General features: G+C 57.9%; 17 protein-coding genes. 3 read left to right on the top strand and 14 right to left on the bottom strand.

The window, feature by feature from the left end:
• Positions 1-14: 14 nt before the first annotated feature.
• The 10 genes from KI810_RS08790 to KI810_RS08745 all read right to left on the bottom strand — a co-directional run bounded on the left by KI810_RS08790 (position 15) and on the right by KI810_RS08745 (position 18,524).
• Positions 15-707 (bottom strand): class I SAM-dependent methyltransferase, encoded by a 693-nt coding sequence (locus KI810_RS08790; protein ID WP_214175133.1) that lies wholly within the window; start codon positions 705-707, stop codon positions 15-17.
• Between the two features lie 30 nt (positions 708-737).
• Positions 738-2,228: a flippase gene (locus tag KI810_RS08785; RefSeq protein ID WP_214175132.1), complete on the bottom strand. Its 1,491-nt coding sequence runs from the start codon at positions 2,226-2,228 to the stop codon at positions 738-740.
• Positions 2,229-2,248: 20 nt separating this feature from the next.
• Positions 2,249-3,478, bottom strand: coding sequence for a GumC family protein (locus tag KI810_RS08780; protein ID WP_214175131.1), 1,230 nt, complete (start codon positions 3,476-3,478; stop codon positions 2,249-2,251).
• 12 nt (positions 3,479-3,490) lie between these two features.
• On the bottom strand, positions 3,491-5,629 hold the full coding sequence (locus KI810_RS08775; RefSeq protein WP_214175130.1) for an SLBB domain-containing protein: 2,139 nt from the start codon (positions 5,627-5,629) through the stop codon (positions 3,491-3,493).
• Positions 5,630-5,785: 156 nt separating this feature from the next.
• The gene (locus KI810_RS08770) at positions 5,786-8,974 is read right to left on the bottom strand and encodes a multicopper oxidase domain-containing protein (protein WP_214175129.1); all 3,189 of its coding nucleotides are present in this window, start codon (positions 8,972-8,974) and stop codon (positions 5,786-5,788) included.
• Positions 8,975-9,162: 188 nt separating this feature from the next.
• A complete protein-coding gene (locus KI810_RS08765) occupies positions 9,163-10,047 on the bottom strand; it encodes an FKBP-type peptidyl-prolyl cis-trans isomerase N-terminal domain-containing protein (RefSeq protein ID WP_214175128.1) in 885 nt (294 codons plus the stop codon).
• Positions 10,048-10,281: 234 nt separating this feature from the next.
• Positions 10,282-13,950: a multicopper oxidase domain-containing protein gene (locus tag KI810_RS08760; protein WP_214175127.1), complete on the bottom strand. Its 3,669-nt coding sequence runs from the start codon at positions 13,948-13,950 to the stop codon at positions 10,282-10,284.
• 63 nt (positions 13,951-14,013) lie between these two features.
• Complete coding sequence (locus KI810_RS08755) at positions 14,014-14,427, bottom strand: hypothetical protein (protein ID WP_214175126.1); 414 nt, start codon at positions 14,425-14,427, stop codon at positions 14,014-14,016.
• 28 nt (positions 14,428-14,455) lie between these two features.
• The gene (locus KI810_RS08750) at positions 14,456-16,237 is read right to left on the bottom strand and encodes an FKBP-type peptidyl-prolyl cis-trans isomerase N-terminal domain-containing protein (RefSeq protein WP_214175125.1); all 1,782 of its coding nucleotides are present in this window, start codon (positions 16,235-16,237) and stop codon (positions 14,456-14,458) included.
• A 226-nt stretch (positions 16,238-16,463) separates the two neighbouring features.
• Positions 16,464-18,524, bottom strand: a complete 2,061-nt coding sequence (locus tag KI810_RS08745; protein ID WP_214175124.1) for a S8 family serine peptidase — start codon at positions 18,522-18,524, stop codon at positions 16,464-16,466.
• Between the two features lie 419 nt (positions 18,525-18,943).
• Here KI810_RS08745 and KI810_RS08740 point away from each other — a divergent pair, with 419 nt between their 5' ends.
• The 3 genes from KI810_RS08740 (at position 18,944) to KI810_RS08730 (ending at position 22,907) form a co-directional block, all read left to right on the top strand.
• Positions 18,944-20,299: a sensor histidine kinase gene (locus tag KI810_RS08740; RefSeq protein ID WP_246525384.1), complete on the top strand. Its 1,356-nt coding sequence runs from the start codon at positions 18,944-18,946 to the stop codon at positions 20,297-20,299.
• Positions 20,271-20,903 carry a response regulator gene (locus KI810_RS08735; protein WP_214175123.1) on the top strand — a complete coding sequence of 211 codons (633 nt, stop codon included), beginning with the start codon at positions 20,271-20,273 and terminating at the stop codon, positions 20,901-20,903. The genes KI810_RS08740 and KI810_RS08735 overlap by 29 nt, the downstream gene beginning before the upstream one ends.
• Positions 20,904-21,245: 342 nt before the next feature.
• Positions 21,246-22,907 carry a cytochrome C gene (locus KI810_RS08730; RefSeq protein WP_214175122.1) on the top strand — a complete coding sequence of 554 codons (1,662 nt, stop codon included), beginning with the start codon at positions 21,246-21,248 and terminating at the stop codon, positions 22,905-22,907.
• 418 nt (positions 22,908-23,325) lie between these two features.
• Here KI810_RS08730 and ypfJ read toward each other — a convergent pair whose 3' ends face one another.
• The 4 genes from ypfJ to KI810_RS08710 all read right to left on the bottom strand — a co-directional run bounded on the left by ypfJ (position 23,326) and on the right by KI810_RS08710 (position 26,385).
• Positions 23,326-24,180, bottom strand: a complete 855-nt coding sequence (gene ypfJ / locus KI810_RS08725) for a KPN_02809 family neutral zinc metallopeptidase (RefSeq protein WP_214175121.1) — start codon at positions 24,178-24,180, stop codon at positions 23,326-23,328.
• Between the two features lie 127 nt (positions 24,181-24,307).
• Positions 24,308-24,628, bottom strand: coding sequence for a hypothetical protein (locus tag KI810_RS08720; RefSeq protein WP_214175120.1), 321 nt, complete (start codon positions 24,626-24,628; stop codon positions 24,308-24,310).
• Between the two features lie 108 nt (positions 24,629-24,736).
• Positions 24,737-25,459 (bottom strand): creatininase family protein, encoded by a 723-nt coding sequence (locus KI810_RS08715; protein ID WP_214175119.1) that lies wholly within the window; start codon positions 25,457-25,459, stop codon positions 24,737-24,739.
• Positions 25,460-25,632: 173 nt separating this feature from the next.
• Positions 25,633-26,385 (bottom strand): 7-carboxy-7-deazaguanine synthase QueE, encoded by a 753-nt coding sequence (locus KI810_RS08710; protein ID WP_214175118.1) that lies wholly within the window; start codon positions 26,383-26,385, stop codon positions 25,633-25,635.
• Positions 26,386-26,412 lie beyond the last annotated feature (27 nt).

The raw sequence follows: 26,412 nt of genomic DNA, 5'->3' as shown, positions 1-26,412 counted from the left end.
CCATAACAGAACCTTTACGATCTTTTCACGCGCCAGTAGGTGTCACGCAGGAATTTTCGTGCCTTGCCCCGCAGGGTCTGCCGTTCAAGCAGCCGATACTCATCCGCATGCATGGTCAGATATTCCCGCAGGACGTCCTCATCGATTTCCCTGACCCTGCTGTTTGTAACGACCGAATACAGGGCTATTCCGGCTAAATCACGTTCCGCAAATGTTGCCGGTTTCCTGGCCTTGATGAAAACCCCCGGTTCTTCCGTATCGTTCTCCAGGGCCTGAACCTGAAAATCGGCAAAGATCTCCGCCATGTCCGCTTGTTCAAAACGCCAGAAATCGTAGGGCCAGCCATGATACGGGTATCCGTGCGACCTGGTGGTAATGAGAATCACCCCGTTCGGCTTGCAGACATGTTTCATGTTCGAAATCACTTTTCGCCAATCCCGCACATGCTCCATGAGTTCGGTTGATATGACCACGTCGAAACTCTCATCCTTGAATCTTTCCCGTATCTCTTCGCCGGTACAGACGACATCGACACCGTATCCCTTCTCGATGTCTACCCCGACATATTCGGCAGGGTGAAGCGATTCGACATAGGTTCGAAGGCTGCCATTTACATCGTAGGAGCCTATCTCGATAATGCGTTTCCCGGCTATTTCTTCCCGCGTCAGATTGTGTTCTCCAAACCGGAGACAATGTATGTTGCACATGGTAACCGTTGCTCCTTGTCGCTCAGATGCCTACTTTATTCTCCCGAAACTGAGAATCTCCCGGTCCCTGGTGTCCAGAATGTAGTTCCAGGAAACGAAGCAGAATGCCAGTATGCCGATGGTGGCAACGATCGCCTGGGTAACGACAGCCAGTGCACTAATCCAGGTCGCCCAAAACACGCACGCCAGTGCCGCCAGAACCAGAATGCCACGGAAAACTCCTTGATCAGCGAAATCCCGGAAACGTATCGAGCAAATCCTGCCCGAAGCGTAGATGACAAGAACAGTGTCCAGAGCAGCTCTCATGGTCCACGCCAGGGCAGCACCCGCTATACCCATACGTGCCGCCAAGAACCATACAATCGGTACGTACAGCACGAGTTCGACCAGATAGAACTTTGCGGTGATATCCGGCCGTCCGAGGCCGTGTATAAGGCTGACGGAAATCTGTGCCGGCGTCAGAAGCATGCCGAACGCAAGGATCTGCAGTACAAGTGTGCTCTTCTGGGCAAATTCGACTCCCAGCCAGAGACGCAACAGTGTTTCTGCAAACAGGATCATGGTCAATACCAGGGGCCCCATCAGCAGAACGAGATATTTCATCGATCGGGTGTAGAGACGGATGACCGTATCCCGGGACGTAGTGCCAAGAGAACTGAACGCGGGAAACAGAACCATGACGAGGCTCGTTGGAAAGACCATCAGCCGTATGATTATTTCGTAAGGTGCCGTGTAGTAGGTGACTGCGGCTACCGATATGATGGAGCCGATCATGAAGCGGTCGAGATAGAGAAGCAGTGGGCCAACGACATTGGATATGGTCAACCAACTGCCGAAAGAAAAAAGAGGCCGAATGAGCCGTGCATCGAACGAAAATCCGTTGCGAAGCGACGGGAAAATATTGCGGCACAAAAGCGCGAAAGCTATCGCCGTTCCGAGCCTGGCGGCTATCAGCAGGGACACGATCCCCGCAAGGCCAAAGCCCAGGTACATGCCTGCCAGGGGAAGCAAAAACATCGCGGCCCCCGCGGGGATCTGCACCATATTGATCAGGTCGAAACGCTGGCCCGCTTCGACAACTCCCCTGAGGACCGTGGATGCGAGAACAACCGGCAGAGCACCTGAGAGAATGAAGAAAATGCCTTTTGCTTCATATCTCATCGTGGCAGGAATCTTGAGTGCGGTTTCGACCAGGAAGGGCGTCAGCAGGGACAAAACGAGGCAAGCACCAAGGCCGAGCACTAGATGGACGACGAACGAGGTCCAGACGAGGGGAGGGAGCGCTTCGGTTTCTCCCTTCCCCAGCATTTCGGCAACGAACTTGGTCGTTGCCCGTGACAATCCGAGATCGAACAGGGAAAAATAACCGATGACCATCCAGGTCAGCGTAAGCACACCAAAACGATCGATGCCGAGCCCTCGCATGAGCGGGGGGATGGAAAAAAATGCCACGAGCAGCGGTATTCCCTGGCCGATAAGGTTGATCGTCGCATTACGGGCAAGAAGGCGTCCCGCGGGCAAGGGAGTTTGCGTGGGACTGTTTATTTCTGCCTCCATTTTCCCAGGAAGCTTATTTCCGTCGCGTCCGTGCGCACATACTTTCTCAACTGTTCGACGCTGTTACGATTATCAGGATTGCTGAGGAGCTTTTCCCGATACTCCAGGAAAAAGGCCATCAGCACAGACAAAAACAAGCTCGTAAACGCTGCTATGGCAACCATCATCGTCCTGTTCGGCTTAACCTTTTTCTCCGGCGGCATGGCCTGATCCAGCACCTGTATTACTGCCGCATTCCGCGCCTCGTCCATTTTGGCAATCTCATATTGCTTTGCCAGGAGCTCATACAGCGTTTCATAATACTTGAGGTCGCGAATTTTCCGCACATAGCCGGTACCGGCCTCAGGCATTCTTCCCGCCGACATGATCGGGTCGGGGCTGCTTCCCCCCTTGGCTTCGAGCTTCGAGAGCTGCTCCCTCATCCCCCGCAGCTGTTCTTCTATCTTCTGCATATCGGGATTCTGCGACGTGGCATAGGTTCTGAGCACCTTCAGCTCAACTTCCTTGGCGGCTATCTGTGCCCTCAAGTGCGCAACGGACTCTATGATCGCCTTTGCCTGTTCTTTCAGTTCAATTGCGCCTGTTTTTTCCTGATACCCCTTCAACGACTCTTCAGATTGTATGAGTGCATCTTTTGCGCTCTTGAGCTGTTCCTCGAAGAACAGTCTTCTCTGGGACGCCTCGGTTATGGCGATAGACTGGGTCAAACGCTTCAACTCCTCGATGAAGGCGTTGGTCATCTCCGCGGACCGTTTCGGGTCTCTGTCTTCAACACCAAGGGCGATGATACCGCTTTTCTTGTCGTCCTGGATTTTCAAGGCCCTCAAGAGTTCACGGCGCGCATCTTCGCGATATTTCACGTCGTACACGTCAAGCAGCTTGAATCTGTCCACCATCCGGTCGAGAACGGTCCTGCTCTTTATCAGCCCGATATAGAGATCGTTCGTGGTTTTCATCCCGACCAGACCGGGCGATACACCGAGTCCACCAAGCTGGGTGAGCAGTTGTGCCGCCGCTCCGGAGGAAGCCTGCTGAGGCGGCAATATCCGTGCTTCGGCCTTGAAAATTTTGGGTATCAGCAGACTCACGATCGCCGACAGCACGACAGCGCCCGCGGTAATCCACACGATAAGCCTTTTCCATTTGAGCAGGACGATGAGATAGTCCAGGAATGTGACATTCGGTCGCTGCCCTGCTTCTTGTCCTTCCAGCATCTGCTCTCCTTGTTAAAACACGACGATCAGGACGCCGGCGGTCACGGCGATCTGGTACATGATCTGCGTTATGTCTTTGATGTGGCGCATCCAGGCGACCCGCTCGATCTGTTCGGGTACGACGACGGTGTCTCCGGAGCCCAGGTGTTCGCCGAAGCCGAGGAAGCTCCCCCCCGCCTTGATGGCGGTTCCGTTCGCCTGCAGGACAAAAGTGTTCCCCTTGTCCGCATTCGAGGTATAGCCGCCGGCGAGATTCACATAGTAGTCATACTCCTTATTCTGCTCATAGACAAAGGCGCTCTGGTTGTAGACCGAGCCGATTACCTGGACCGTTTTCGGGTCGGAAGGAACGGTGATGGTATCCCCCTGTTCGAGTTCGATATCGTACGCGGATCCCCGGAACGTGGCCATTTCCGTGATGTTCAGGGCGATCCGCCCCTTGGCCCTGACGGTCTTGAGCTGTGCAATAAAATGTTTCTTCTGTTCCAGTTCCAGCTGGACCATGCGGGCATCGTCCGGTGACGACGCGGTGGCAATCTGGGCAGCCCCGGAACCGCTCAGTTCCCGTTCAAGGCGTTCCACCATCTCCTGAATCTGCCGTTGCTGCTGCTCCCGCACCCGTTCACGGGTAAACATGGCGCCGCGCAGGTACGCGCGGCCGGTGAAACCGCCGGCCCGCTCGATGACCGACGACAGTGTTTCACCCTGTTTGAAGGTATAGGTTCCGGGGAACCTGACTTCGCCGTTGAGCGTGACGGTCCGGTAGAGATTCCATTCGGGGACGGTCCGTACCAGCAGGTAATCATTCATCTGCAACGGCACATCGTGCTGAGGGTCGCCTTGCATCGCCCTGGCAAGGTCGACGACGAAGATGTCGGTCTTCGGTCCTGACTGGGTCACCGTTACCCGTGTCACCTCCGCCTGGTTGGAGGTATAGTAGAGCACCCCGCCTGCCAGGGAGATGATGTCGCTGACCTTTGTCACGCCGGGATTGACGCCGTACTGGCCGGGATGGGCGACTGCGCCGGCGATGGTGACCGTCTTCGCCGTGTCGGCGACCGCGAATATCTTTGCCAGATCGCCATCCTGAAGAATGAAGTTCTTGGCGGGGGTATTCTCGACATCGATCAGGTCACCCTCGAACATGGTCCGGGCATGGTGGTTCTCGACCCGCTGCACCTGTACCCGACCTTTGAAGGCGATGCCGGTGATGCCGCCTGCCATTTCGACAAGGTCAAGCAGGCGGGTTTCGCCTTTCAGTTCGTAGATCGCGGGGGTTTTGACGTTTCCCGCTATTCCCACGAGCGGCCCGACCGGCGGGATGAAGATAACGTCTTCCGGCATGAGGCGGACGTCCTTCGTCTTGTCCCCCTGCAACAGGAAGTCATAGAGATCGAACGTCACCACGGTCTTGCCGTTTCTTTTCACCTGGATGTTGCGCATCGAGCCGGTCTTTGAGGGGCCACCCCCCTCGAACAGGGCGTTGATGATGGTCGAGAGAGAGGATATGGTGTACGCTCCCGGCCGCTGTGCATTCCCTACGACATAGACCTGGATGGTCCTGAGGGGGCCCATGCTGACGTTCATTTCAAAGCCGGTGTAGTATTTCGAGTAATTTTTGTGCAGAAGCTCTTTCAGTTCTTTGAAGGAAAGCCCGGTGACGCCGAACACGCCGGCCTTGGGTAGGCTGATGTTGCCGTCGTTGTTGACGACCACATTCCAGCTCCCCTCGAACTTGCCCCATACGTCGACCTTGATCGTGTCGCCGGGGCCAACCACATAATCGGGGCCGACCGGCACGTACAGTGTCGGCGCAAAGGTGGACGGCGGCTTCGCGAAGAGGTCGTACCCGAACTGGCTGATGTCGAGCGATGTCGCCGATGGGCCCTTGCCGGAAACGTATTTTTCAAACTCGGATTTTTCACCTGGTGCAGGTTGGACCGTGGAAGGTCGCACATCAGACGGTTTGTCATACGCCTGATACCCCGACGTGGTCAATTGGTGGGCGGATTTTTCCTGGTCAGCGGGGGGAGGGGAGGCACTGGGAAGAGTCGGCCCGGACGAGGCCTCCACGGCAAGGGCTAAGGGTGCGAAGAGAAGAAATGCTGCGAGGGTGCAGACAATAACGACGAACTCACGTGGTCTTTTCATAGGGGCATAGGTTCATTTCAAGAGAGGGATTTTATGCAATGGCGTAATTATAGAGCATTTGCGAAAATATTCCAGAGTTTCATGAAAAAAGGGTGCGTCCGTGAATGCGGACGCACCCTGTATCTCCATTGAACGTCACTGACTTCTATCGAGTCATTACCATTTGCCTGCAACAGGCAACGCCCCGGCAAGGCCGGCACCGAAGGTATACAGGCCATCCGTCGGAGTGCCGTCCCAGGCGCCGTTGCCGTTCAGGTCAACGTACCACATGCCGTTGTCGTACACGCCGACTTTCGAGGATATGGTTCCCGTCCAGTCGCCGGTCACGGGGAGTGCCCCGGCAAGGCCGGCACCGAAGGTGTACATGGCGTCCGTCGGCGTGCCATCCCAGGCGCCGTTGCCGTTCAGGTCCAGATACCAGACGCCGTTATGGTATACGCCGATTCTGGTAGTCCCGGTTCCCGTCCAGTCGCCGGTCACGGGAACAGCTCCCGTAAGGCCGGCACCGAAGGTGTACATGGCGTCCGTCGGTGTGCCATCCCAGGCGCCGTTACCGTTCAGGTCCAGATACCAGGTACCGTTGTCGTACACGCCGAGCTGGGAAGTCGTTCCCATTCCCGCCCAGTGGCCGGTCACCGGTATGGCTCCGGTGAGACCGACACCAAAGGTATACATGGCGTCCGTCGGGGTGCTGTCAAACAACCCGTTGTCGTTCAGATCGAGATACCAGGTTCCATTGGAATAGAAACCTATCCTTTTGATGCCCGTGCCTGTCCAGTCGCCGTTTACGGCCACCGGATTGGGGAATCCCCAGTTGAAGGAGAAGAGACGGTCGGTAGGCGTGCCGTCCCATGCATTGTTCCCGTTGATATCCAGGTACAGGGTTCCGCCGTTGTACACGCCGATTTTGTCAGGGGCTATTACCATGTACGACCGCATCATCTCATTGTCTTCGTGATCGATGATGTGGCAATGCCAGACGTAAAGGCCGGCGATGTCGAACTTCGCCTTGATCCGGGTAATCTGGCCGGGATAGGCGATCACGGTGTCCTTGTACCCGAGTTCGTTGGGGAGTGCCGGGGTCACTGTCCCGGCGACGGGCAGCATGGTCACCATATCAAGGTTCTGCCGTTCGACTACCGAGAAGCGCACCAGGTGGAGGTGGATCGGGTGGGCGTCCATGGTGGTGTTGTAAATTTCCCATACTTCCGTGCTGTTCAGGGCAGGGGTCTCGGTTATAGCGTCACCCCACTTTTTCGGCACGGCCATAACGTTGCCCATGGCATCGGTTGTCAGCACGCCCAACTGTGCCATGCGGGGCCCCATGGGTGTCGCGAAATTGCCGGGAGCAACAGCAGCTGCAGCGCAATTGGCCAGGAAATTCGGGTCGCCGGCAAAGGTGCTGAAAAGCGTACCGATGATCGCTCCGTCGATGATGTTTTGCTCAACACAGACCTGATCGGATGACAACTCGTTGAGCGAGACCTGACGTGTGTTCGTTGTGGCGCCGAGCGCTCCCTCTGCGGGGAGGGTCAGGTTTTGCGGTGGGGTAGTTGTATCGGTACCTGTCAAATTGACGACGAAATCCATGACCTGGCCGGTGGTAAGAGGATCGGCAACATCGCCGGGGAGAAATGGCTGCGGCGGAAAACCACCGAAGGGGGCATCGGGTGCGGTATTGATCATGCGGACCCGGGTGCCGGGAGCCAGGCCGGAGAAATCGACAATCACGTCTGTTCGTTCCGCGGGGCCCATGAGAAGGGCCTGGCGTGCGTCGGGAGCTGCGACCGGAGTTCCCGCACCGCCGCCGCCAGGAAGAGTAGTGGTAAAGCCGGTTGTGATTTTAACGACCTTGGGGAGGAATCCCTGGTCGCCGCCGATCTGATAGAAGGGAATTTCTGCACCGAGGGGATCATCGGCAGTCGCGGGCAGGAGGTCTGGTCCGATGGTGTCATCGGCAGTTCCCGGCTTGTTATCGGCGCCCAGATTGTTCATGACAAACATCGACAGGTTGAGGGTCCGGGCATTGCAGCCGTTGAGCAGGCGCAGGCGGTAACGGACCGGGGCAACATTCATCGTCGGCCAGGTAGTGCCGTTGACCACCATGGTGTTGAAGAAAGCTTCCGGGTTCCAGATGCCGGAGATGTCCGAAGGGCCGGCCGGAGTGCCGGTGCCGCCGATAAAGGGGCCGGTATAACCGTCGAAGAAGGTGCGGGTAGCCGGGAAGAAGAGTGAACCGTCGGTGTTGAAGGAGCGGTCCTGGATAACCACCGGAATTTCGCGTATGGCGTTGCGATACGATGCATTGAAGTTCGGGTCGCCGGCACCGCTCGGGGCCGGTCCCGGCAGGACCCCGGCCGCCGTGTCGTGGCTGCCTCCCCGGAGGAGCCAGAAGCCGGCGGGCCCGGCATAGACGTTCAGCCGGGTCAGGCCAAGCGCGTGGTCGTGGTACCAGAGGGTGGTTGCCGGCTGGGTGTTCTCATAGCTGTAGTATGCGGAGCCGGAAACGGTGTTGGCGTTGTTGGACTGGGTAAAGATCGACCCGCGATCACCATAACTGGCGGGGATGCCTTTGGTGCCGGGGACTCCGGGCAGCCACCAGGCTTCCGGATAACCGTCGCTGTGGGGCTGCACGTGGGCGCCATGGACGTGGGTCACGATCGGCACCGGGCCGGTGTAGGGAGCCGCGACCTCGGTGTGGCAGTCGGTCCGGTTGGCGGGCATCATCATGCAGTTTGCCTTGGGGGGGTTGGCCCAGTGCAGGGTCTGGTCGACACTGAACAGGTGGGGGAGGAAATTGCAGGCCGCAATGGTCTTGTCGGCTGATGCCCCGCAGGCAACCGGATCCGTGACCAGGTCATTGATCCAGCGCACGTTGGTCGGCGTAGCCGTGGCGGCTTCGACCGTGAAGGCCGGATAGTTGAAACTGGAGTTAGGAGCAGGAGCAATCCCCGCACCACCACCTTTGGCAGTTGAATCGGGGGGGGGGTCGGACGCACGACCGTAGCTCCAGACGGTTGACGCGGGGAAGGGGCCTACTGTTGCGGGTACCGTACCCAGCGGGTTGGGGAAAGAAGTCCCCCATACACCACCGGGGAGGATCTGCTGCTTGAACTGCCGGACTGCAATGTCGTAATCGGCTGCGGGAGCCGGTGACGCAGCACCGCTCTTGGGCATTTCGGGTGGAATGACGAGCGGAGTCACATACTTTGGAATGGTCAGCGGGTCAAGCGTTCCGCCGGGGAGAGGGACGGCAAGGGCGGGCGGAATCGCCGCCAGGCTCAATAAGGCGAGGGCGGCAATGGGTAAAACAGTCACATGCCATCGCAGATGATTATTTTTCATGAAGCTCCTCCTTCTGAATCCGGGATAGTGCGCTTGTCGGCGCCAATCCAGTGTGGCAGCTGTGATGTCCTGGGATATCGTTGGATAATGGTGCGCAATCCGGTCATTGAGGTGATGGTACCCATGTTTCCCCCTTTCTCACGAGCGAAATAAGTACTTCCCGATTCATTGCACATGCTTCCCATCCACTACTTGGCTGGAAGGATGGAGACAAGTTCCAGTTCGTAGATGATAACACCCATGTCATCGAGGGGTTCGTGGCCACCCGCAGCTTTTGCGGTGGGGAGGACTATCTCCCATTTGGCACCTTCTTCCATCAACGGCAGGACCTCCTGCAGACCGGGGATCGCCTTGGCAACGGGATACGATCTGGGTGCGCCAGCTTCGGTACGGGCGATTTCCGTGCCGTCGATGCGCGTCACCCGGTAATTGATGCTTACGCTGTCCTGGAGGGTCGGTTTCCTGCCGGACCCTGCCTTGATGACCTTGTACTGAACCCCGCTCGGCAGGGCCGTTACCCCTTTCTGCTTGGCATGTTCTTTCAGGAAGGCGGCACTCGCCTTGCGATTTTCCTCAGCCGCATTTTTTTCCTGGCGTTGCTGATCGGCAACAATCTTCTTCTTCAGGTTGACGAGGGTCGTCGTCATCTGCTGCGGGGTCATGAGCGGCGCAGTTTTTGCGAGGGCATCCCGAATCCCCTGCACCAGCAGATCAGGAGTGAGTTCCACCCCCTGTGCCTTAAAGTCGCCACCTATCTGGTAACCTACGCTGTAGTTGATTTTTTCTGCTTCGGTTTTGAGTTCCATGCTCCCGGCTGCCATGCTGATGCCGGGCAATAGAATCAGGCAGGTAAATCCGAGAAAAGCGCATTTCAAGGCGCGAAATTTTTCGATTGGGTTGAAACAGGCAAGAGTGCTGCTTCGGCGGATGAACTGTTCAATGGCCGAAGTACGGGTTGCAGTGCTTGCAGAAGGATGGGAACAGCTGGAGAAAGGGCCAAGAAAATTCATGGCGGGCCAGTCAAAGGCGTGCATCGCACGACGTCCCTGGAGCGTGAAACGGCTTGATTGCATGGATCTCCTCCTGATACATGGTATGTGTGTGGCCTGACGCGGGCTGCGGGCCGGAGAGCCAGTTTTCAGTACATCAAGTGTACACGGCCGGATCGCTGTGTATATTCGGGGTATATCCGAATTCAGTATCGGTGCTTTCTTTAGGACACACTCAGATTTTGTCCTATCTGTCAGAAAAAAGGGTGCGTCCCGCGAAGGAGACGCACCCTTGTCTTTACTGCATGAAACCAGATGTTACCACTTGCCGATGACCGGTACTGCTCCGGTCATGCCTGCGCCGAAGATATGGGTTGCATCGGTAGGCGTGCCGTCCCAGGCGCCGTTGCCGTTCAGGTCAAGATACCAGGTGCCGTTGGCATATATGCCGACCCTTGTGCTCCCTGTTCCCGTCCAGTCGCCGGTAGCCGGCAGTGCACCAGCAACTCCTGCACCGAAAACATACATGGCGTCGGTTGGCGTGCCGTCCCAGGCGCCGTTGCCGTTCAGGTCGAGATACCAGGTGCCGTTGACGAATACGCCGATCTTCGTGGTTCCGTTTCCGGTCCAGTCTCCGGTAACCGGTATGGCGCCGGCGAGGCCGGTGCCGAAGTTGTAGATGGCATCGGTAGGCGTGCCGTCCCAGGCACCGTTGCCGTTCAGGTCAAGATACCAGGTGCCGTTGGTGAATACGCCGATCTTCGTGGTTCCCTTGCCGTTTCCGGTCCAGTCTCCGGTGACCGGGACAGCCCCGGGGATGCCGATGCCGAAGGTGTAGGTCGTGTTGCCGGCACCCTGAACGCCACTGCCGGTCGTATCCAGTGTCCAGGTGCCGTTGTTGAACAGGCCGAGCTTGCTCGTCCCGGAACCGTTCCAGTCGCCGGAAACGGGAATGTCCCCGGCCGTGCCGAACGTAAGGATCTTGTCGATGGCGGTATTCCAGGCGCCATTGCTGTTGTAGTCCTGGTACCAGTCACCGTTGTTGAATACGCCGAGACTGTCTTTTACCCGCAGGACCACCGGCCGCATCATGTCGTTCTCTTCATGGCTGAGGATATGGCAGTGCCAGACGTACTCAAACCCGAAATTGGCCAGCCTGTTCGTCATGGGGGGAGCCAGATTTCCTCCATCCGTCGTGTCGATTTGCGAGAATCCCATCATGTCCCCCAGGGGGGTCATGGGATTCAGAGGCCGAACGCTCTCGGGAAGGGGGAAGGGAACGGTGGGCATGACCGGCCTCAATGCGACGATCGTGTCCTCCAGCGGTGACATTCTGACGGTGTCCTTCCATCCCAGCTCATTGGTGTCGGGGAGTCTGATGAACCCGTCCCAACCGACCCGGTTGAGCACCTGTACATCAAACAGGTGGAAATGGATGGGGTGCGTGTCCACGCCGTTGTGGGTGATTCTCCATATCTGCACCTGGCCAGGTTTCACGACTTCGGTGGCCGGGTCGACATAGTTCTGGAGGATGAAGTTGGCAATCGCGGCGTTGGTGAAGGGGAGTTCCAGCCCCAGTTTGGCGCTCATCCGCCCGTAGTCGTCGAAGGTAGCGCCCATCTCGTCATGGATGGCCTTCGGTTTCATGGGGAAATTGCTGACAATGGTCCCGTCGACTTTCTGGAAGCTGATGGCACCGTCCGAGATCCTCGATACGCCCCAGTTCGGCCATGTGGCGGGGAAGGTGGTGTTGTAGGTGGAATTGTAGGCGGTCTGGCCGACGACGATGGGATCCTGCCCGAGCGAGAAGGCTCCCGGTGCCGTTGCCGTGGTCTTGAAGGCATCCTGCAGCGCGGTCAAGGTTGCCGGGTTGTAGTAATCCGGAGTCGCCGTGCTGTTGGCTCCCGCATTCACCTTGATCTGCATGACGGTCCGGATGTTGGGGCCGTAGCCTGCCGGTATGGCGGTGTAGCCACCGATGTCGGTACGATCCGGGGCACCCGTGTAGTAGTCGTAGTGCGGGTCGAGCGCCGGGAAGGCCGTGGGAGCGTCATTGTAGAGAATCAGGGTTTTGCCGGCATACTGGGAGAAGTCGACGATGACATCACCCCGTTCAGCCGGACCCAGGAAGAGGGTACCGCCACCGTCGGCCTGCTGGAGCACGTTGCCGACGTTGAACATGGTCGGGTCCACATTCCATTTGACCGGTGTGTTGTTCAGGACTACCGGCGCCGGCAGGAAACCGCCTTCGGTACCGATCTGGATCCAGGCCGGGCCTCTCAGGGCAGGATCGGGTACGCCGCCTTCCCTGCCGTCCGTCGGCCAGGTTGCCGGGAAGCATCCGGCTGGTGTGAATCCCGTGACGCAGGTACAGTTCGTCGTGACGGTTGCGCTGCAGTCCGGGTGCGGTGATGCGGGAACCATCTTCACTTCCTTCTGGTAACCGGGGTTAGCCAGGCCGGTTACGGGGTCGAAGGGGGTGTAGGTCGGATCGGCCTGGTACAGTTGCAGGTTCAGGAACCGGTCGTGGGCGGCGTTCAGAATCCTGAAGCGGTAGGCCTTCGGATCAACCGTGAGGGACGGGTAGGCGGTTCCGTTCACCACCATGGTGTCCAGGAACGCTTCCGCACCCCATGACACATTGGGGGTGCCGGGCATCTCGGGGGGCTGACCCGGGTTGGTGCAGGCGCCGCCAGGGCCGCAGTCGTAATAGATGTTGGCGACCGGTCCGTGGTCGACGCAGAACGGTTTTACCGCGTCCGGGGAGGAACCGCACGTCGGAGTGGACGGGAAGAACCAGGGGCCGTAGTGCCAGCGTCCCATTGGATTGATACCGCTCAGGTCAGGGTTGAAGGGGTTCTGGGCCGGCATGTAGACATGGGGCCACCAGAGGTCGCCGTTAACCGGCGTTCCAGGGGTGGATCCCCAGTTCCAGGTCGGGTCGGTGTTGCGAATTGACATTGGGTCTGTGGCAGGATTTGTTGCTCTAACAAAAGTCTTGTCCTGAATGATCAGGGGAATCTGATCAGCGGGGATGGTGCCCGCGGTGAAGGTCTTGCCGCCGATGGTGCCGCCGTTGATCATCGCCTTTTCGACCGGGTCCTCAATCAGATAGCCGGCAGCTTCACCGACATAGACGTTAAGGCGGGTAATCCCCCAGGCATGGTCGTGGTAGAACATCAGCCTGGCGCTCTGCTGGTTGGTGTAGTAGAACGTCTGTGCGCCAGGACCCGGATCGGGCATGTCGGGGACGTTCTGCACGCTTACCCCTTTCGGGTAGCCTGTGCTCTCGCCGGCCGGCGTGATCCACTGGTGAGGAGTTCCGTCGCTGATCCACGGTGTGCGGCCGCCGTGGAGGTGGAGCGTCGCCCGGTTCTGGGAAAACGTGCCGCTAACCTCGGGAACGGGTGCCATGGTGGCGGGGTCGTAATTGATCCTGTACTCCCCAGAACCCATGACGGTGGTGTCTACCGGAATGAAGAGATTGCCGCTGGTTCCCGTGGGGAGCTTGTTGATGAACTTGATCCGCACCGGCCGGTCCTTCTGGGCAACGATCAGCGGCCCCAGGTAGTGGGGTGTCAACAGGTTCGGATCCGTCGTATTGACCTGCCGATAACCGCGCAGCTTGGTGCCGCCGCTCGTTGCCGTCATCTTGTTGCCGACGACCGGAGGAAGGTCCGAATGCATCTGCTCGCGGTACTCGACCAGCTCGATTTCGTAGTAATCGGAACCCTGATACGTTGTCTGATCAGGCACGGCAACGGGAATGCATTGCCCGAGATTGTTCGTCGTGGTGCACCCCAAGGGGGGGAGCGTATCGACGAACTTGCGGAGGGGAGGGCTGTTCGCCCAGTTCGGGGTCTCGAAGTAATCCGGGATTCCGCCCGGCACTGTCACGGGGCGCGCGTGCCCCTCGTCGATTCCCCCGGCAAGGGCGATTATCGCCAGTGCCAGACTCGACCATGCGAAGATTTTGCGTCTGCTCATGTTTCCTCCTTTGTCGTTGAAAGACGGTACATCCGATTCACTGCTGCTTAGCGTAAACCCCTCTCAAGGTTTCAACCCTGTCGTGCTCTGAACGGGTGCGCTGCCGGCCTGATTCGCCAGCCCTTCCTTTATAAGTCTCATTCTCGATGCCTTTGCGGCATCCCTGGTTGCTATTCTCGACTCCCGCTGCCAGTAGTCGCTGAGCGATTTTACCGCATCCGACCGAGGGGCGGCCGCTCCGCCAGGTATCGACTGGCTGCCCCGGGCTGCAGGTGCCGGAGCTGCCACGGGAGCCTGGGGAGCCTCATTCCGCGTGGTCGTCGCACCTGCTTTTCCCTGGGCCGCTACCGGTGATTCATGCCCAATGCACACCGCCTCGTAATGATCGGGATATTCAACTACATGGCAGTCGCTCGCCATGGCCAGGGCAGGGAACGCCGCCATTCCGGCAACTATGATTATCCGTATGAAGTCCATGGTATACCTCCCCGTGCCGCCCGACATCTCACTTGACGGCGAGAAGTTCTATCTCGAAGATGAGCGTCTCGTTCGGCCCGATGTTGCGTCCCTGACCCCGCTCTCCATAAGCGAGCCGGGAAGGAATGAAAAGTTGCCACGTGGAGCCTGCCGGCATCAGTTTCAGGGCTTCGGACCATCCGGCGATGACCCCGGAAACCTTGAAGGTAGCTGGCTTGCCAGAATCGGACCGGTCGAACTCGGTACCGTTGATGAGGGTCCCCCGGTAGGAACACTCCACCGTAGCGTCATCCGTCGGCTTCCTGCCGTCGCCTGCCTTGAGGATCCTGTACTGGAGTCCGCTCGGCAGGGTTACCACCCCTTCTTTTTTGCCGTTTTCTGCCAAGAACGCCTCGCCCGCTTTCCGGTTCTCTTCCGCGGCGACACTCCTGGCCTTTGCCTGGTTCTGCCGTGCCGCGTCGATATACACCCCTATGACTTTGCGCACTTCCTCATTGGGCATAAGGAGTTTCTCGCCTGCGAGGGCATCTTTCATCCCTTTTATCACGAGGTCCAGGTCAATCTCGATACCCTGCTGCCTGAAGTTGCCGATCATGTTGACGCCGATGGCGTAATTGACCTTGTCCCGTTGTGTCTTGAGAACCGTCGGTTCCTCGGCGAACATCTGCGTCGGAAGAAGTACAATTCCCAGAACTACCATCCATTTCAACGTCATCGTGCCTCCTTTGCGGGCAAAATCAGGCCTGGCAGAGTCGAAGCGGGCAAATTCAACCTCTTCCGCACCACTGCCGGAGGGGAGCGGCATCCGGGGGGACTGCGTCAGGCGTCGGGCAAACAGGTTCAGCAACCATACGGCATACAGCGCGAAGATGAGATAGGACGCCGACGTCCGGTCGGCCAGGGAGAGGGCGACGACGCCGAATACCGCCGTTGCAGACCAGAACAGGAGCGTCACGCTCACCGCCGAGATGTTCTTGCGTGTCATAAGGTAATGCAGGTGGAGGTTGTCCGCCTTGAACGGATTGTTTCCGTTCAGAAGTCTCACCAGCATCACACGGAGCGTATCGAATATGGGGACGAGGAGCACCAGCACCGGGAACATGGAATCCACCGTCGATGTCGCATCCTGCGTCAGCAGGACGGCCGTGACGGAAAGGGAAAAGCCGAGGAAGAGGCTTCCCGTGTCTCCCATGAAGATTCTGGCGCGGGGGAAATTGTACAGGAGGAACCCGCCCAGGGCTCCCACGTGGGCGAAGCAGATGACTGCGACCATGACATTGCCTGCCATGAGAGCGGCTATCCCCATGAAGAGGAATCCCAGAAGCGATACGCCGCCGGCGAGACCGTCGAGACCGTCGAGGAGATTGATGGCGTTGGTGATGCCGATGATGCCGAGGTAGGTGAAGGGGATACTGAACATCCCGAGTTCCGCCCGCCCCAGTGAGCCGTAGACCCCTATGTGATGAATGGTGACATCCCCGCCGAATATGACGAGCGTGGCGGCCGCCGCCATGACGGGAAACTTGACCTTCCAGTCAAGAGAAATGAGATCGTCAAGCATTCCCGTAGCGACCAGCAGGAACGAGGCGGCTATGAACGACGTCAGCAGACGGTTCCCGTTCTCCATGAACAGAAAGGGGAGCACGCCGGCAAAAATAGCCACGCCGCCCCACAGGGGAGTTGCCTTGTCGTGCAGTCGCCGCTCGCCTGGGATATCAAGGCATCTGCACGCTGACGCGCAACGAATGACAAACGGTGTTATGATAGCGGTGAGCAGAAACGAGAAGAGAACGGGAATGACGAATTTCATTAACGGGACTCCTCTCGAAACCTGAAGGAACGCGCTTTTTTATGGTCTGCAAAAAGGGTTTGGAGCAGAAAAAGCGGGGACACAGGCGTTGTTCTTATTTTGTAATTGTAGCAACTATACCCGAACGCGCAACATAATACATTCAGTGGCCATCTGTTTTTAATATAGGAGGTTAGGGCGCGTCTGCCTAGGCGTTTGTCCTATACGCACTTGCCGTCAACCAATGTTACCACCTGCCAACGACCGGTACCGCTCCGGACAGGCCAGAACCGAAGGTATGGGCACCGTCGGTCGGGGTAGCGTCCCATGCTCCGTTGCCGTTCAGGTCGAGATACCAGGTTCCGTCGGTATACACGCCGATCTTCGTGGATCCCGTGCCTGTCCAGTCGCCGGTCACCGGAATGGCCCCGGCGAGACCGGCGCCGAAAGAATACCTGCCGTCCGTCGGCGTGCCATCCCATGCTCCGTTGCCGTTCAGGTCGAGGTACCAGGTACCGTCGGCATACACGCCGATCTTCGTGGATCCCGTGCCTGTCCAGTCGCCGGTCGCCGGAATGGCCCCGGCGAGACCGACGCCAAAAGAATACCTGCCGTCCGTCGGCGTGCCATCCCATGCTCCGTTGCCGTTCAGGTCGAGATACCAGGTTCCGTCGGCATACACGCCGATCTTCGTGGTTCCCGTGCCTTTCCAGTCGCCGGTCACCGGTGCAGCCCCTTTCAGGCCGACACCGAAGCTGCAGGTCGTGTTGCCGGCATTCAGGGTGCCACTGCCGGTCGTATCCAGAGTCCAGGCGCCATTATGGTACAGGCCGAGTTTGCCGACCCCGTCGCCCGTCCAGTCACCGGAGACGGGGAGGGCGTCCGCAAAGCCAAACCGATATAAGCTATCTATGACTTCACCGTCCCATTGAACATTACCACTGCGGTCTGCATACCACAAGCCGTTACGGTACACGGCAACCCTGTCCTTTTTCAAGAAACGATACGCTCCCGATAGCTCTATCAGCCCGTTTCCGTAAGCATTGTCCGGTCCGCCGCTACCCAGGTCAGTGGCAGAGTTCATCAACGCCGCTTCCAGCATTGATACATCGAGTGACGGAACCGCGCTCAGCAGCAGTGCCATTGCACCCGCCACATGTGGCGCAGCGAACGAGGTGCCGCTGACAACTGCATATTCCGCACCGGGAATGCCCGTATTCAAACCAGACGACAAGACGTTCACGCCCGGCGCAACGACGTTCGGATAAATGCCGCCGCAGGCCGACGGGCCGCGACTGCTGAAACCGGCAATCGTATGGGCAGCATCCACCGCTCCGACCGCAAAGGACTCGGCGTAATTGGCGGGGCTCAGGCTCGTCGCCGGATTTGGCCCGTCGTTGCCCGCCGAGAAGGAGAGGGCGATTTGAGCAGCTTTCAGGGCCTGCACGTCGGGTTGAAATTCCGTGATGCAGCCATGGGTCGGGTCCTTAAATCCCCAGGAAATATTGACGACATCGGGGGCGTCGTTGGTGGCGGGGTCCCCGTCGGGGTCGAGCAGCCACTGGAACCCTTCGTGAATAACGCTGTCTGATGCGTCGCCTGCATCGTTGAATATCTTTACCGCGATCCATCGGGCGCCAGGGGCTACACCGATGAAACTCCCCCCCGCATCACCCCCGACCATGATCCCCATGGTCTGCGTTCCATGGCCATCCACATCCGCGGGAACAGCATGTTCGCCGTTCGGATCGAACCAGCTGTTCGTTCCGCCGCGCCATCTCCCCTGCAGGTCCGGATGGTCAAGGTTGACTCCGCTGTCCATGTTCGCCACCACGACCCCCTGCCCGGTATACCCCAGGTTCCAGATATTCCGGGCATGAATCGCCGCTATATTCCATTCCGGTTCCGCAGCAGCGCCATAGGAGGTTACCGGAGCGTGGGTGACCCCGTCCGGCATGACAGCCGCCACCCCGGGAAACTGTGCGATCTCATCAACCAGCGATGCCGGTACCGTTACCGCCAGCCCGTTAATGATCCAGAGCTGCCGGATTTTTTTGGTCCTGTTGTTCCGGAGAAAGGTTGCCAGCTGCTTCTGGGAAACAGCCGCCGATTCACGGAGGGAGGTAACGATCTTCGATCTCCTGACGCTTTTCTCCCTGTCGTTGATCGTTTCAAGATTGACCGTGCCGGTCAGTTTGATGATTACCGGAACGTCGTCGTCCGGGCCGAGAGTCGCGAGTGCTGTCCGGAGGGGGGGAGCGACGGTTCCCGCCACGGCAGGATCCTTCATCCCGGATAAAATCAGCATGATCGCACAGCACACGACTGAGACATAATGAAGAGGCCCGCGGATATTCATTCCACCACCTTGATGTTACGCCTTGAGTTCACGATGTCATGCTAGTTTGAATTGTATCAACTGCACAGGAACGCGCAACGGTGGGCATCCGTGTACAGAGAAGCACGGGTCGATGTGGCGTTACGACAGGTCGCGGAACTGAAAAATGGGAGATTATCTAAGACAAAATCGTATATCCCTCGGCAATCCGGCCTATCTGCTTCAATCACTAAATCTTAGCGCAAATACGGACAGTTGCCCATACCCTGGCAGCAAACAGCCTGTTATTATTCCCGTGAGGCCAGTATAGCCTTGGAGACAAACCGCCAACCATCGGGTATACTATCCGTTGTGCAGGCAGATGCACAGCGGGCATGCGAGGTCAACCATTGGAAACGGATAATGACGGGAACGTGCCAGCCATATCCACCGAACTGAGCCGCACTTCGAAGGATCGTCCGGTTCCCCCTCTGCCGGCAATATCTTCCTGCCAGACGGAGGACGAGGTGCAGATGCTGCTGCATGAGCTCGAAGCGCAGAGAAACGAGCTGGAAATGCAGAACGCTGAACTTCTCCAGGCAATGAACGAGTCTGAAAAGGTACTGCAAAAGTATAACGACATATTCGACCATGCCCCGGTCGCCGGTGTCATCCTGGGGCGAAACGGTGTCATCCGGACGGTCAATCATGTGGGGGCAACCCTTCTGGGGAGGGAACGTGCCGACCTGATAGGGCAGCGTTTAGAACGCCTTCTCCCCGATTCCGCACGAGCGGTTTATGCGGAATTTTTCGACAACATGCTCGGTGGAGAACAGAAAGCCACCTGCGACATGGAATACACCATTGCGGGGAAGCGGTCCCTTATCCGCTGCGAGGGGGTTTGCGCTGCGTCGGGTGACGAGTGCCGTATCGCGATGATCGATATCACCGACCGGAGAGACTCAGGACGGACTCCTGCGAAACGAGATCCACACAAGCGTGCGCAGGAACAGTCCGGAGAGAATTTACAGGAGGTCTTCCGCCGTAAACAATGGGAGGATTCGCTGAACGATTCCCTGAGGATGCAGCGGAAACTCGCGACACATATCATGTCCGCACGGGAAGAAGAAAGAACGGCGGTCGCCCATGAAATCCACGACGAGCTGGGCCAGATGCTGGCAGCTCTCCAGCTGAACGTGTCGCTCGTGGCCCAGGAATATCGCGACCACCCCCTGCTTGTCGCCAGGGTAAACACGATGGAACAACTGATAACCACGTCCATCATGACCGTGCAACGGATATCTTCGGAACTGCGTCCGGTAATGCTTGACATACTGGGGGTTGCCGACGCCATTGAATGGCAGGCCAAGGAATTTCAGAAAAGGAGCGGGATTCCCTGCAAGACCATCGTACTGCTCGCCGAAAAGAAGCTGGACCGCAACGTGTCGACAGCGATTTACCGGATTTTCCAGGAAGCGTTGAGCAATGTCATTCGCCACTCAGGTGCCACCAATGTCCAGGTGAACCTGGTGGAAAGGAAAGGCTGGCTGACCTTGACGGTGCTCGACAACGGACGGGGGATTGCCGAAACAGAGAAGAAGGAACTCCGGTCCCTTGGTATCGCAGGGATGCGGGAGCGGGCCGGGGCCTTCGGAGGGAAGCTGAGGATATGCAGCTCTCCGCAACGGGGAACCGCAGTTGTTGCACGAATTCCATTGAACAGGGAGGGGGAGACGAATGCCCACCAGGATACTCGTAGCCGATGATCACGCCATTTTTCGGGAAGGGCTCAAGCAGGTTATCGGTTCGACTGTCGACATGACCGTTGTGGACGAAGCGGTCAACGGCCAGGAGCTTCTGAACAAGGTACAGAACAACAATTTCGACCTGGTGATTCTCGATATTTCCATGCCCGGCAGGAACGGGCTCGATGTCCTGGTGGAGTTGAAAAGCATCAGGCCGAAACTGCCGGTGCTCGTCATGAGCATGCACCCCGAGGAGCAGTATGCGCTCCGAGCCTACAAATCGGGAGCTTCCGGCTATCTAACCAAGGGAAGCCCGTCCCACGAACTCCTCGAAGCGTTGCAGAAAATTTCGCTGGGGAAAAAATATGTCAGCTCCGCCTTGGCGGAATCACTCGTCAACGGTCTCAGCGAAACGAATCAGCAGGATATGCTCCACAGTCTCTCCAACCGTGAATACCAGGTTATGAGCCTGATAGCTTCCGGCAAGCCGGTCGGCAAGATCGCCACCGAGCTCGCCCTGAGCGTCAAGACCGTCAGCACCTACCGTGCCCACATCCTGCGCAAGCTGAACATGAAGAACAATGCTGAACTGACGAGGTTCGTCATAGAAAACAAATTGCTCTAAAACACCCGTGGTACTTGATCCCTATATTCCTGCGCAACCTTGAAAAGACCAAGAGTGCCGCGAGTTGAGGACGTATCCCAACGTCTCACGCTCACCCTATCCTTGTAGGACCAAGAAGCAGCACATCCCCTCTTCAAACACCCTATCTCTCTGTCCGAATGTCTTATGAGAAAATCAGACATTGCCCTCATTCCTGCTCAAAATAGATTTGTTAGAATATTTTTACACAAAGTTTTTTCGTGAGTGAATTGTCGAATTGCAGTGAGAGACAGCGGGGTTCTGGGTAGTGCTCGAACTCCGAAAACAGCCATGGTAAGCCCAAGCTCATCTGAAGGAGGAGGTATGAAAAATCTATTTTTCACGGCAGCTATCCTTTCGCTTGTGTTCAGCATGAGTGGATGTAGCGGAGACGTCGGTGCCTCGCCTGTTTCAGATACGAAGGTAGGGGGTGCCGCCGCCGGCAAGTATTCGCTGATCGCCTGGAACGACCTGGGGATGCACTGCATAGACAACGACTATTCGGTCTTTGCGATTCTTCCCCCCTACAACAACCTTCATGCCCAACTGATTGACCGTCTTACCGGGAAGCAGGTAACAACGGGCGTTACCGTAACCTACACAGCGACCACCGACACGCACGGCTCCACGAATTCCACCAGCCAGGGAAAAACCAACTTCTGGCAGTGGGTGGCTGCCCTTTTCGGAACTACCCTGCCGACGGATACCGGTCTGGCGGGGAATCGAACGCCGGGGACCATACCTGCGCCCATGGCCTATGACCCGTCAGCCGGTTTCTGGAAGGCTGAAGGCATCCCGATCGTCCCCTACGACGATGCCGGTGCCACCAACTATTACCCGATGATAAAGGTCGAGGCCAGGGATGACCGGGGAAAAGTCATTGCGACGACCGTCACGGTGCTGCCGGTCAGCGATGAACTGGCGTGCAGCCGTTGCCACACGTCGGGGATTGGTGATCCGATGGCCCAACCGTCGCCGGACTGGGTCTATGATTCCAGTCCCGTCAAAGACTGGCGGAGAAACATCCTTCTTCTTCATGATACCAGGAACGCAGCAAACCCCCTCTATGCAGACGCCTTGGCCCAGCAGGGGTATGCAGCTGCCGGGCTCCTGGCCACCTCCGACGGGGGAACCCCGATCCTCTGCGCCACGTGCCATCCGTCCAACGCCCTGGGGACGAAAGGGGTTGTCGGAGTGAAACAGCTTACGAGCTCAATGCACTCGTGGCACGGGATCAACGCCATGGATGACAACACGGGGATGCGCCTCGGTGATACCATGGACCGGACAGGGTGCTATTACTGCCATCCCGGCTCCACGACCCAGTGCCTGCGCGGTGTCATGGGAAACGCCAGGAACACTGACGGCTCTGCCACACTCGAATGTCAGAGCTGTCATGGCTCCATGTTTGTCGTCGGCGGATCGGAACGAGCCGGCTGGGTCGACCTCCCCAAGTGCCACTACTGTCATTACCAGACAGTGGACGGGACGTACGTGCGTGACACCTCAGCCCTCGATGCTTCCGGTAACTTCCGGCAGACGGTAAGCATCTTCACGACAGGTCCAGCACTCTTCAAAGTCGGAGCGACCCATGGAGGCATGCAGTGCGAAGCGTGTCACGGTTCAACCCATGCCGAATATTCCTCCTCGGAAGACAACGACAACATGCAGAGCATCAAACTCCAGGGGTATGCAGGGACCTTGGCTGAATGTTCCGTCTGTCATCTGCGGGAATTGCCGCAGAGTGATGCCGGCGGACCACACGGTCTCCACACCATCGGCGATACCTGGGTATATACCCATGTACGCGCAGCCAAAACCTCTCCGGAAGCATGCACTGTCTGCCACGGCAAGGACTACCGGGGAACCAGACTCTCCATGACGTTTACCGCACGCAGCTTCCGGACCACCGGTCCTGACGTGAAGATATACGCCAAGGGCGAGATGGTCGGATGCTATGAATGCCATGACTGGCCCAGGAGGTGAAGGTTTCTCAAGACAGCGACTGCCGCGGCGCCAAATAACCCTGAGTATGATGATGGGAAAGGGAGTGACTCGTTCACGAACATGGACAATGCCAACACGATCATGTCCCGGTGCATAATCCCGTTTCGTCGGTTGCAGGTGTTCCGGCTCAATCGACGAAACGGGATACAGGAGAGGTGGCATATCTGAATCAATCTGGCGCTGACAAGGCCAGTACATTCCAGTCGACTGTACTTTACATAATATATCTTATGGGACGCAAAACATGCCCTTACATCCGGTAAACTGCCGAATCAATCCCATCTCACCTGTATGCGGACATGTCTCTGTATTGGTTGCCGGGAAAAAACCGCTCAGAACGCAAATTTGGAAGCCGCCTGTCTAGAAGCATTGCCTGAGCGGTTTTAAGGTGGGGAGATTAGAGCTGGGCAGCCTTGAAGGTGTTGCACTGGTTGATGTCGCCGGTTTTCAAGCCATTGTTGAACCAGCGAACCCGCTGTTCGGACGTTCCATGGGTAAAGGCATCGGGAACAACCGTACCTTGGGACTGTCTCTGTAGACGGTCGTCGCCGATGGCACTCGCCGCATTGAGAGCTTCCTCCACATCGCCCGATTCCAGTATGTGGCGAGCCTTGTCAGCATGGTTCGCCCAGACACCGGCAAGACAGTCAGCCTGCAGTTCCTGGAGAACCGACAGACGATTTGCGTCCTTCCTGCTTGCCCGGGATTGAGCGGCATGTACCTTATCCGAGACCCCCAGCAGATTCTGCACGTGGTGGCCGACCTCATGGGCAATCACGTAGGCCTGGGCAAAATCGCCGGGTGCCGCGAAACGGTTCTTCAATTCCTGGTAGAACGCCAGATCGATGTACACCTTCTGGTCACCGGGGCAGTAAAAAGGCCCGACGGCGGCATCGGCCGTGCCACAGGCGGACTGTACGACGCCGGTGAACAGCACCAGCTTTGGTTCCCGGTAGGTATTCCCACCCTGCCTGAACAGCTCGCGCCAGGTATCTTCAGTATCGGCGAGCACAACCGAAACAAATTCCGCCATTCTGTTTTCATCGGCAGGCCGGGCAGCAGATCCGGTGACCCCGGGACGGCTGGATTCCGTGGATGCCATATTCAGGAGAAACGACGGGTCAACGCCAAAATACATGGCAACCAGCACCAGGATGACCGTGCCCACCCCTCCGCCGACCACACCGCGGGTAACCTTGCTGCCGCGGCGGTCTTCCACGTTATCACTCCGTCGTCCATCCTCCCAGCGCATGCACACCTCCACCCGAAACGGAGAGTTGATGGGGATACGCCCCCACGACGAGCAGCTGTAATAGTTAATGTAGAGCTTTACCTTTATTTATTAATATGCTGATTTAAATACTTGTGTCTGGTTTTACCTATTTCAATGAGTGATCGTCAGGATATTTCTCGGCAAAGGTCTTTTCGCTTTTATTCATCATGCGTTTTCCCTCTGCCATCATCTCATCTGCTTCCTCGACTTTGATCTGTCCTTTTTCAATCAGTTTCAGGCCTTCTTTCTTCAACTGCTCACCTTCGATAAACAGTTCGTTTCCTTCAGTCCACATCTTCGCCAGCTCCTGGGCGCTTACGCCATGGGCAAGCATTTTCTCACCCAAGGTCGGGGGCTTGCTCGCACATCCGGCAGCAAACATGACACTAACGACAAGGCATACCCTGATCCCGCATGATCTCTTCATGATCTCCTCCTGGCCGCGATGTACCCCTGACAGTCGGGGATATACTGTTGAAGTATAGCTTTCCCGTGCCGATGCACAATGTGGATATCACGATCAATTTTGTCTTCGCTACCAGTCGAACGCTTCAAGCTTCCGGGCGAGTTCCACGACCTTGGCCACCACCAGTTCCTCCAGGCGGCGTCCCTTGTCGGCCGTGGCCTTGGTCGGGTCCCCCCACACGCCCCCCGGCCAGTATTTCTGCTTGTCCCGCACCAGGATCCCCCCCGGAGGGAAATGGGGAAACTCCCGGACGCCGCTCCCTTTGACCAGGTGCGGATGGGTATGGAGGATGCGGGAGGTTTCGATCTCGCCGGCGTGGGAGTCCCCATCGGTCTCCACGATAGGCGCGCCTTCCCGGCTGGCCAGCTCAAACTCGGTCACCACCGCCATCCGGATATCGGCAAACTCCGTGATCAGCTCTTCCCCCGCGTCTTGGAGCGCCATCCGGTGGGCGCCGCCGGCATGTCCGGTGAGGACGATGAAACTCCTTAATCCGTGATTTCGGAGATATATAACGATATCTTTCAATAAATACTTTAAGGTAGTGGTGGTGATGGAAATGGTGCCGGGATGGCGGGCGGTGGAGCGGCAGTTGCCATAGTGAATCGGGGGAGCGACGAAGAGCGGTATCTGGAGAGCCGCCTTTTTCCCCACCTCGTATGCCTGGATGGTGTCGGTAGAAAGGGGGAGATGGCTGCCATGTTCCTCCACCGAGCCGAAGGGGATGAATACCGTCCGGGTCCGCTCCACCCCCGCCGCAAACTCGTCCATGGTCATCTCTTCGATAATCATCTCAACCTCCTGGAGACCGGGATCCGGGACTCGGGATCTGTAAGCCGGGACCCGGGATCCGGGACCAGTAAAACCCTTATGTTGGTAAGTTTTGTATTTGCCTGGTCCCCGGTCCCGGATCCCTGCTTTCAAGCCTTTACGGGTCCCGAGTCCCGGACCACGGGTCCCGGCCTCTAAAGTTGTCCCATGAACCGGTGGGTCTGGGGTATAACCCTCACCTCCGCCAGATACCGGCAGGCGAGCTCCTGCAGCTCCAGTACCAGTTTCGGCGGGATGCTCACCCCCCCTTCCCTGTCCGTAACCGGCTGGAGGATGAGGGGGATGGTCCGGTCGATGGCGGCGATGGTTTCACAGGTGCGGGAGATCTCCCACTCCTCGGTGCAGGAGCCGATCACCGTCTTGACGAAGAGCTTCTTATCCCGGGCGACCCGGAGGAACTCGCGGTGGCGGTCCCACAGGTCGCCACAGTTGGAGGTGGAGGGAAGCTTGATGTCCATGCTGACGTGGTCGATATGCTGGATGACGCTTTCCAGCGCGCTGTGGAGAACGCCGTTGGTCTCCAGATAGATGGGGAGCTGGCGGCGAAGGACCGGCAGCCATTCCTGCAGGGTCTCGTGATTGAGGAGCGGTTCCCCACCCGTGAGGCTGAGGGAATGGTGGAGTCCCGGCCACCCCCGTTCCCACCCTTCCAGGATGCCGACGATCCGGTTGAGCGCAACGGGGTTGGCGGCCGGAAGGAAATCGCGCCGTCCCGGCGTCCCCTCCAGCTGGCAGACCGCGGGGGGAGCCGGGCTGACGGTGTCGCAGTAGTCGCAGGAGAGATTGCAGCCGTGGAAGCGGAGAAACACCTGCCGCAGCCCCACCAGCATCCCCTCACCCTGGATGGAGGAGAAGAGTTCGATGCAGTCGGCGGTACGATTGCTCATGGAAAACCTCGGGAAAATGTAAACGTT

Origin of the sequence: Geomobilimonas luticola, from assembly GCF_018476905.1 — a bacterium.
GTDB classification, from domain to species: domain Bacteria; phylum Desulfobacterota; class Desulfuromonadia; order Geobacterales; family Geobacteraceae; genus Geomobilimonas; species Geomobilimonas luticola.
This window is presented reverse-complemented; position numbering and strand designations above follow the sequence as displayed.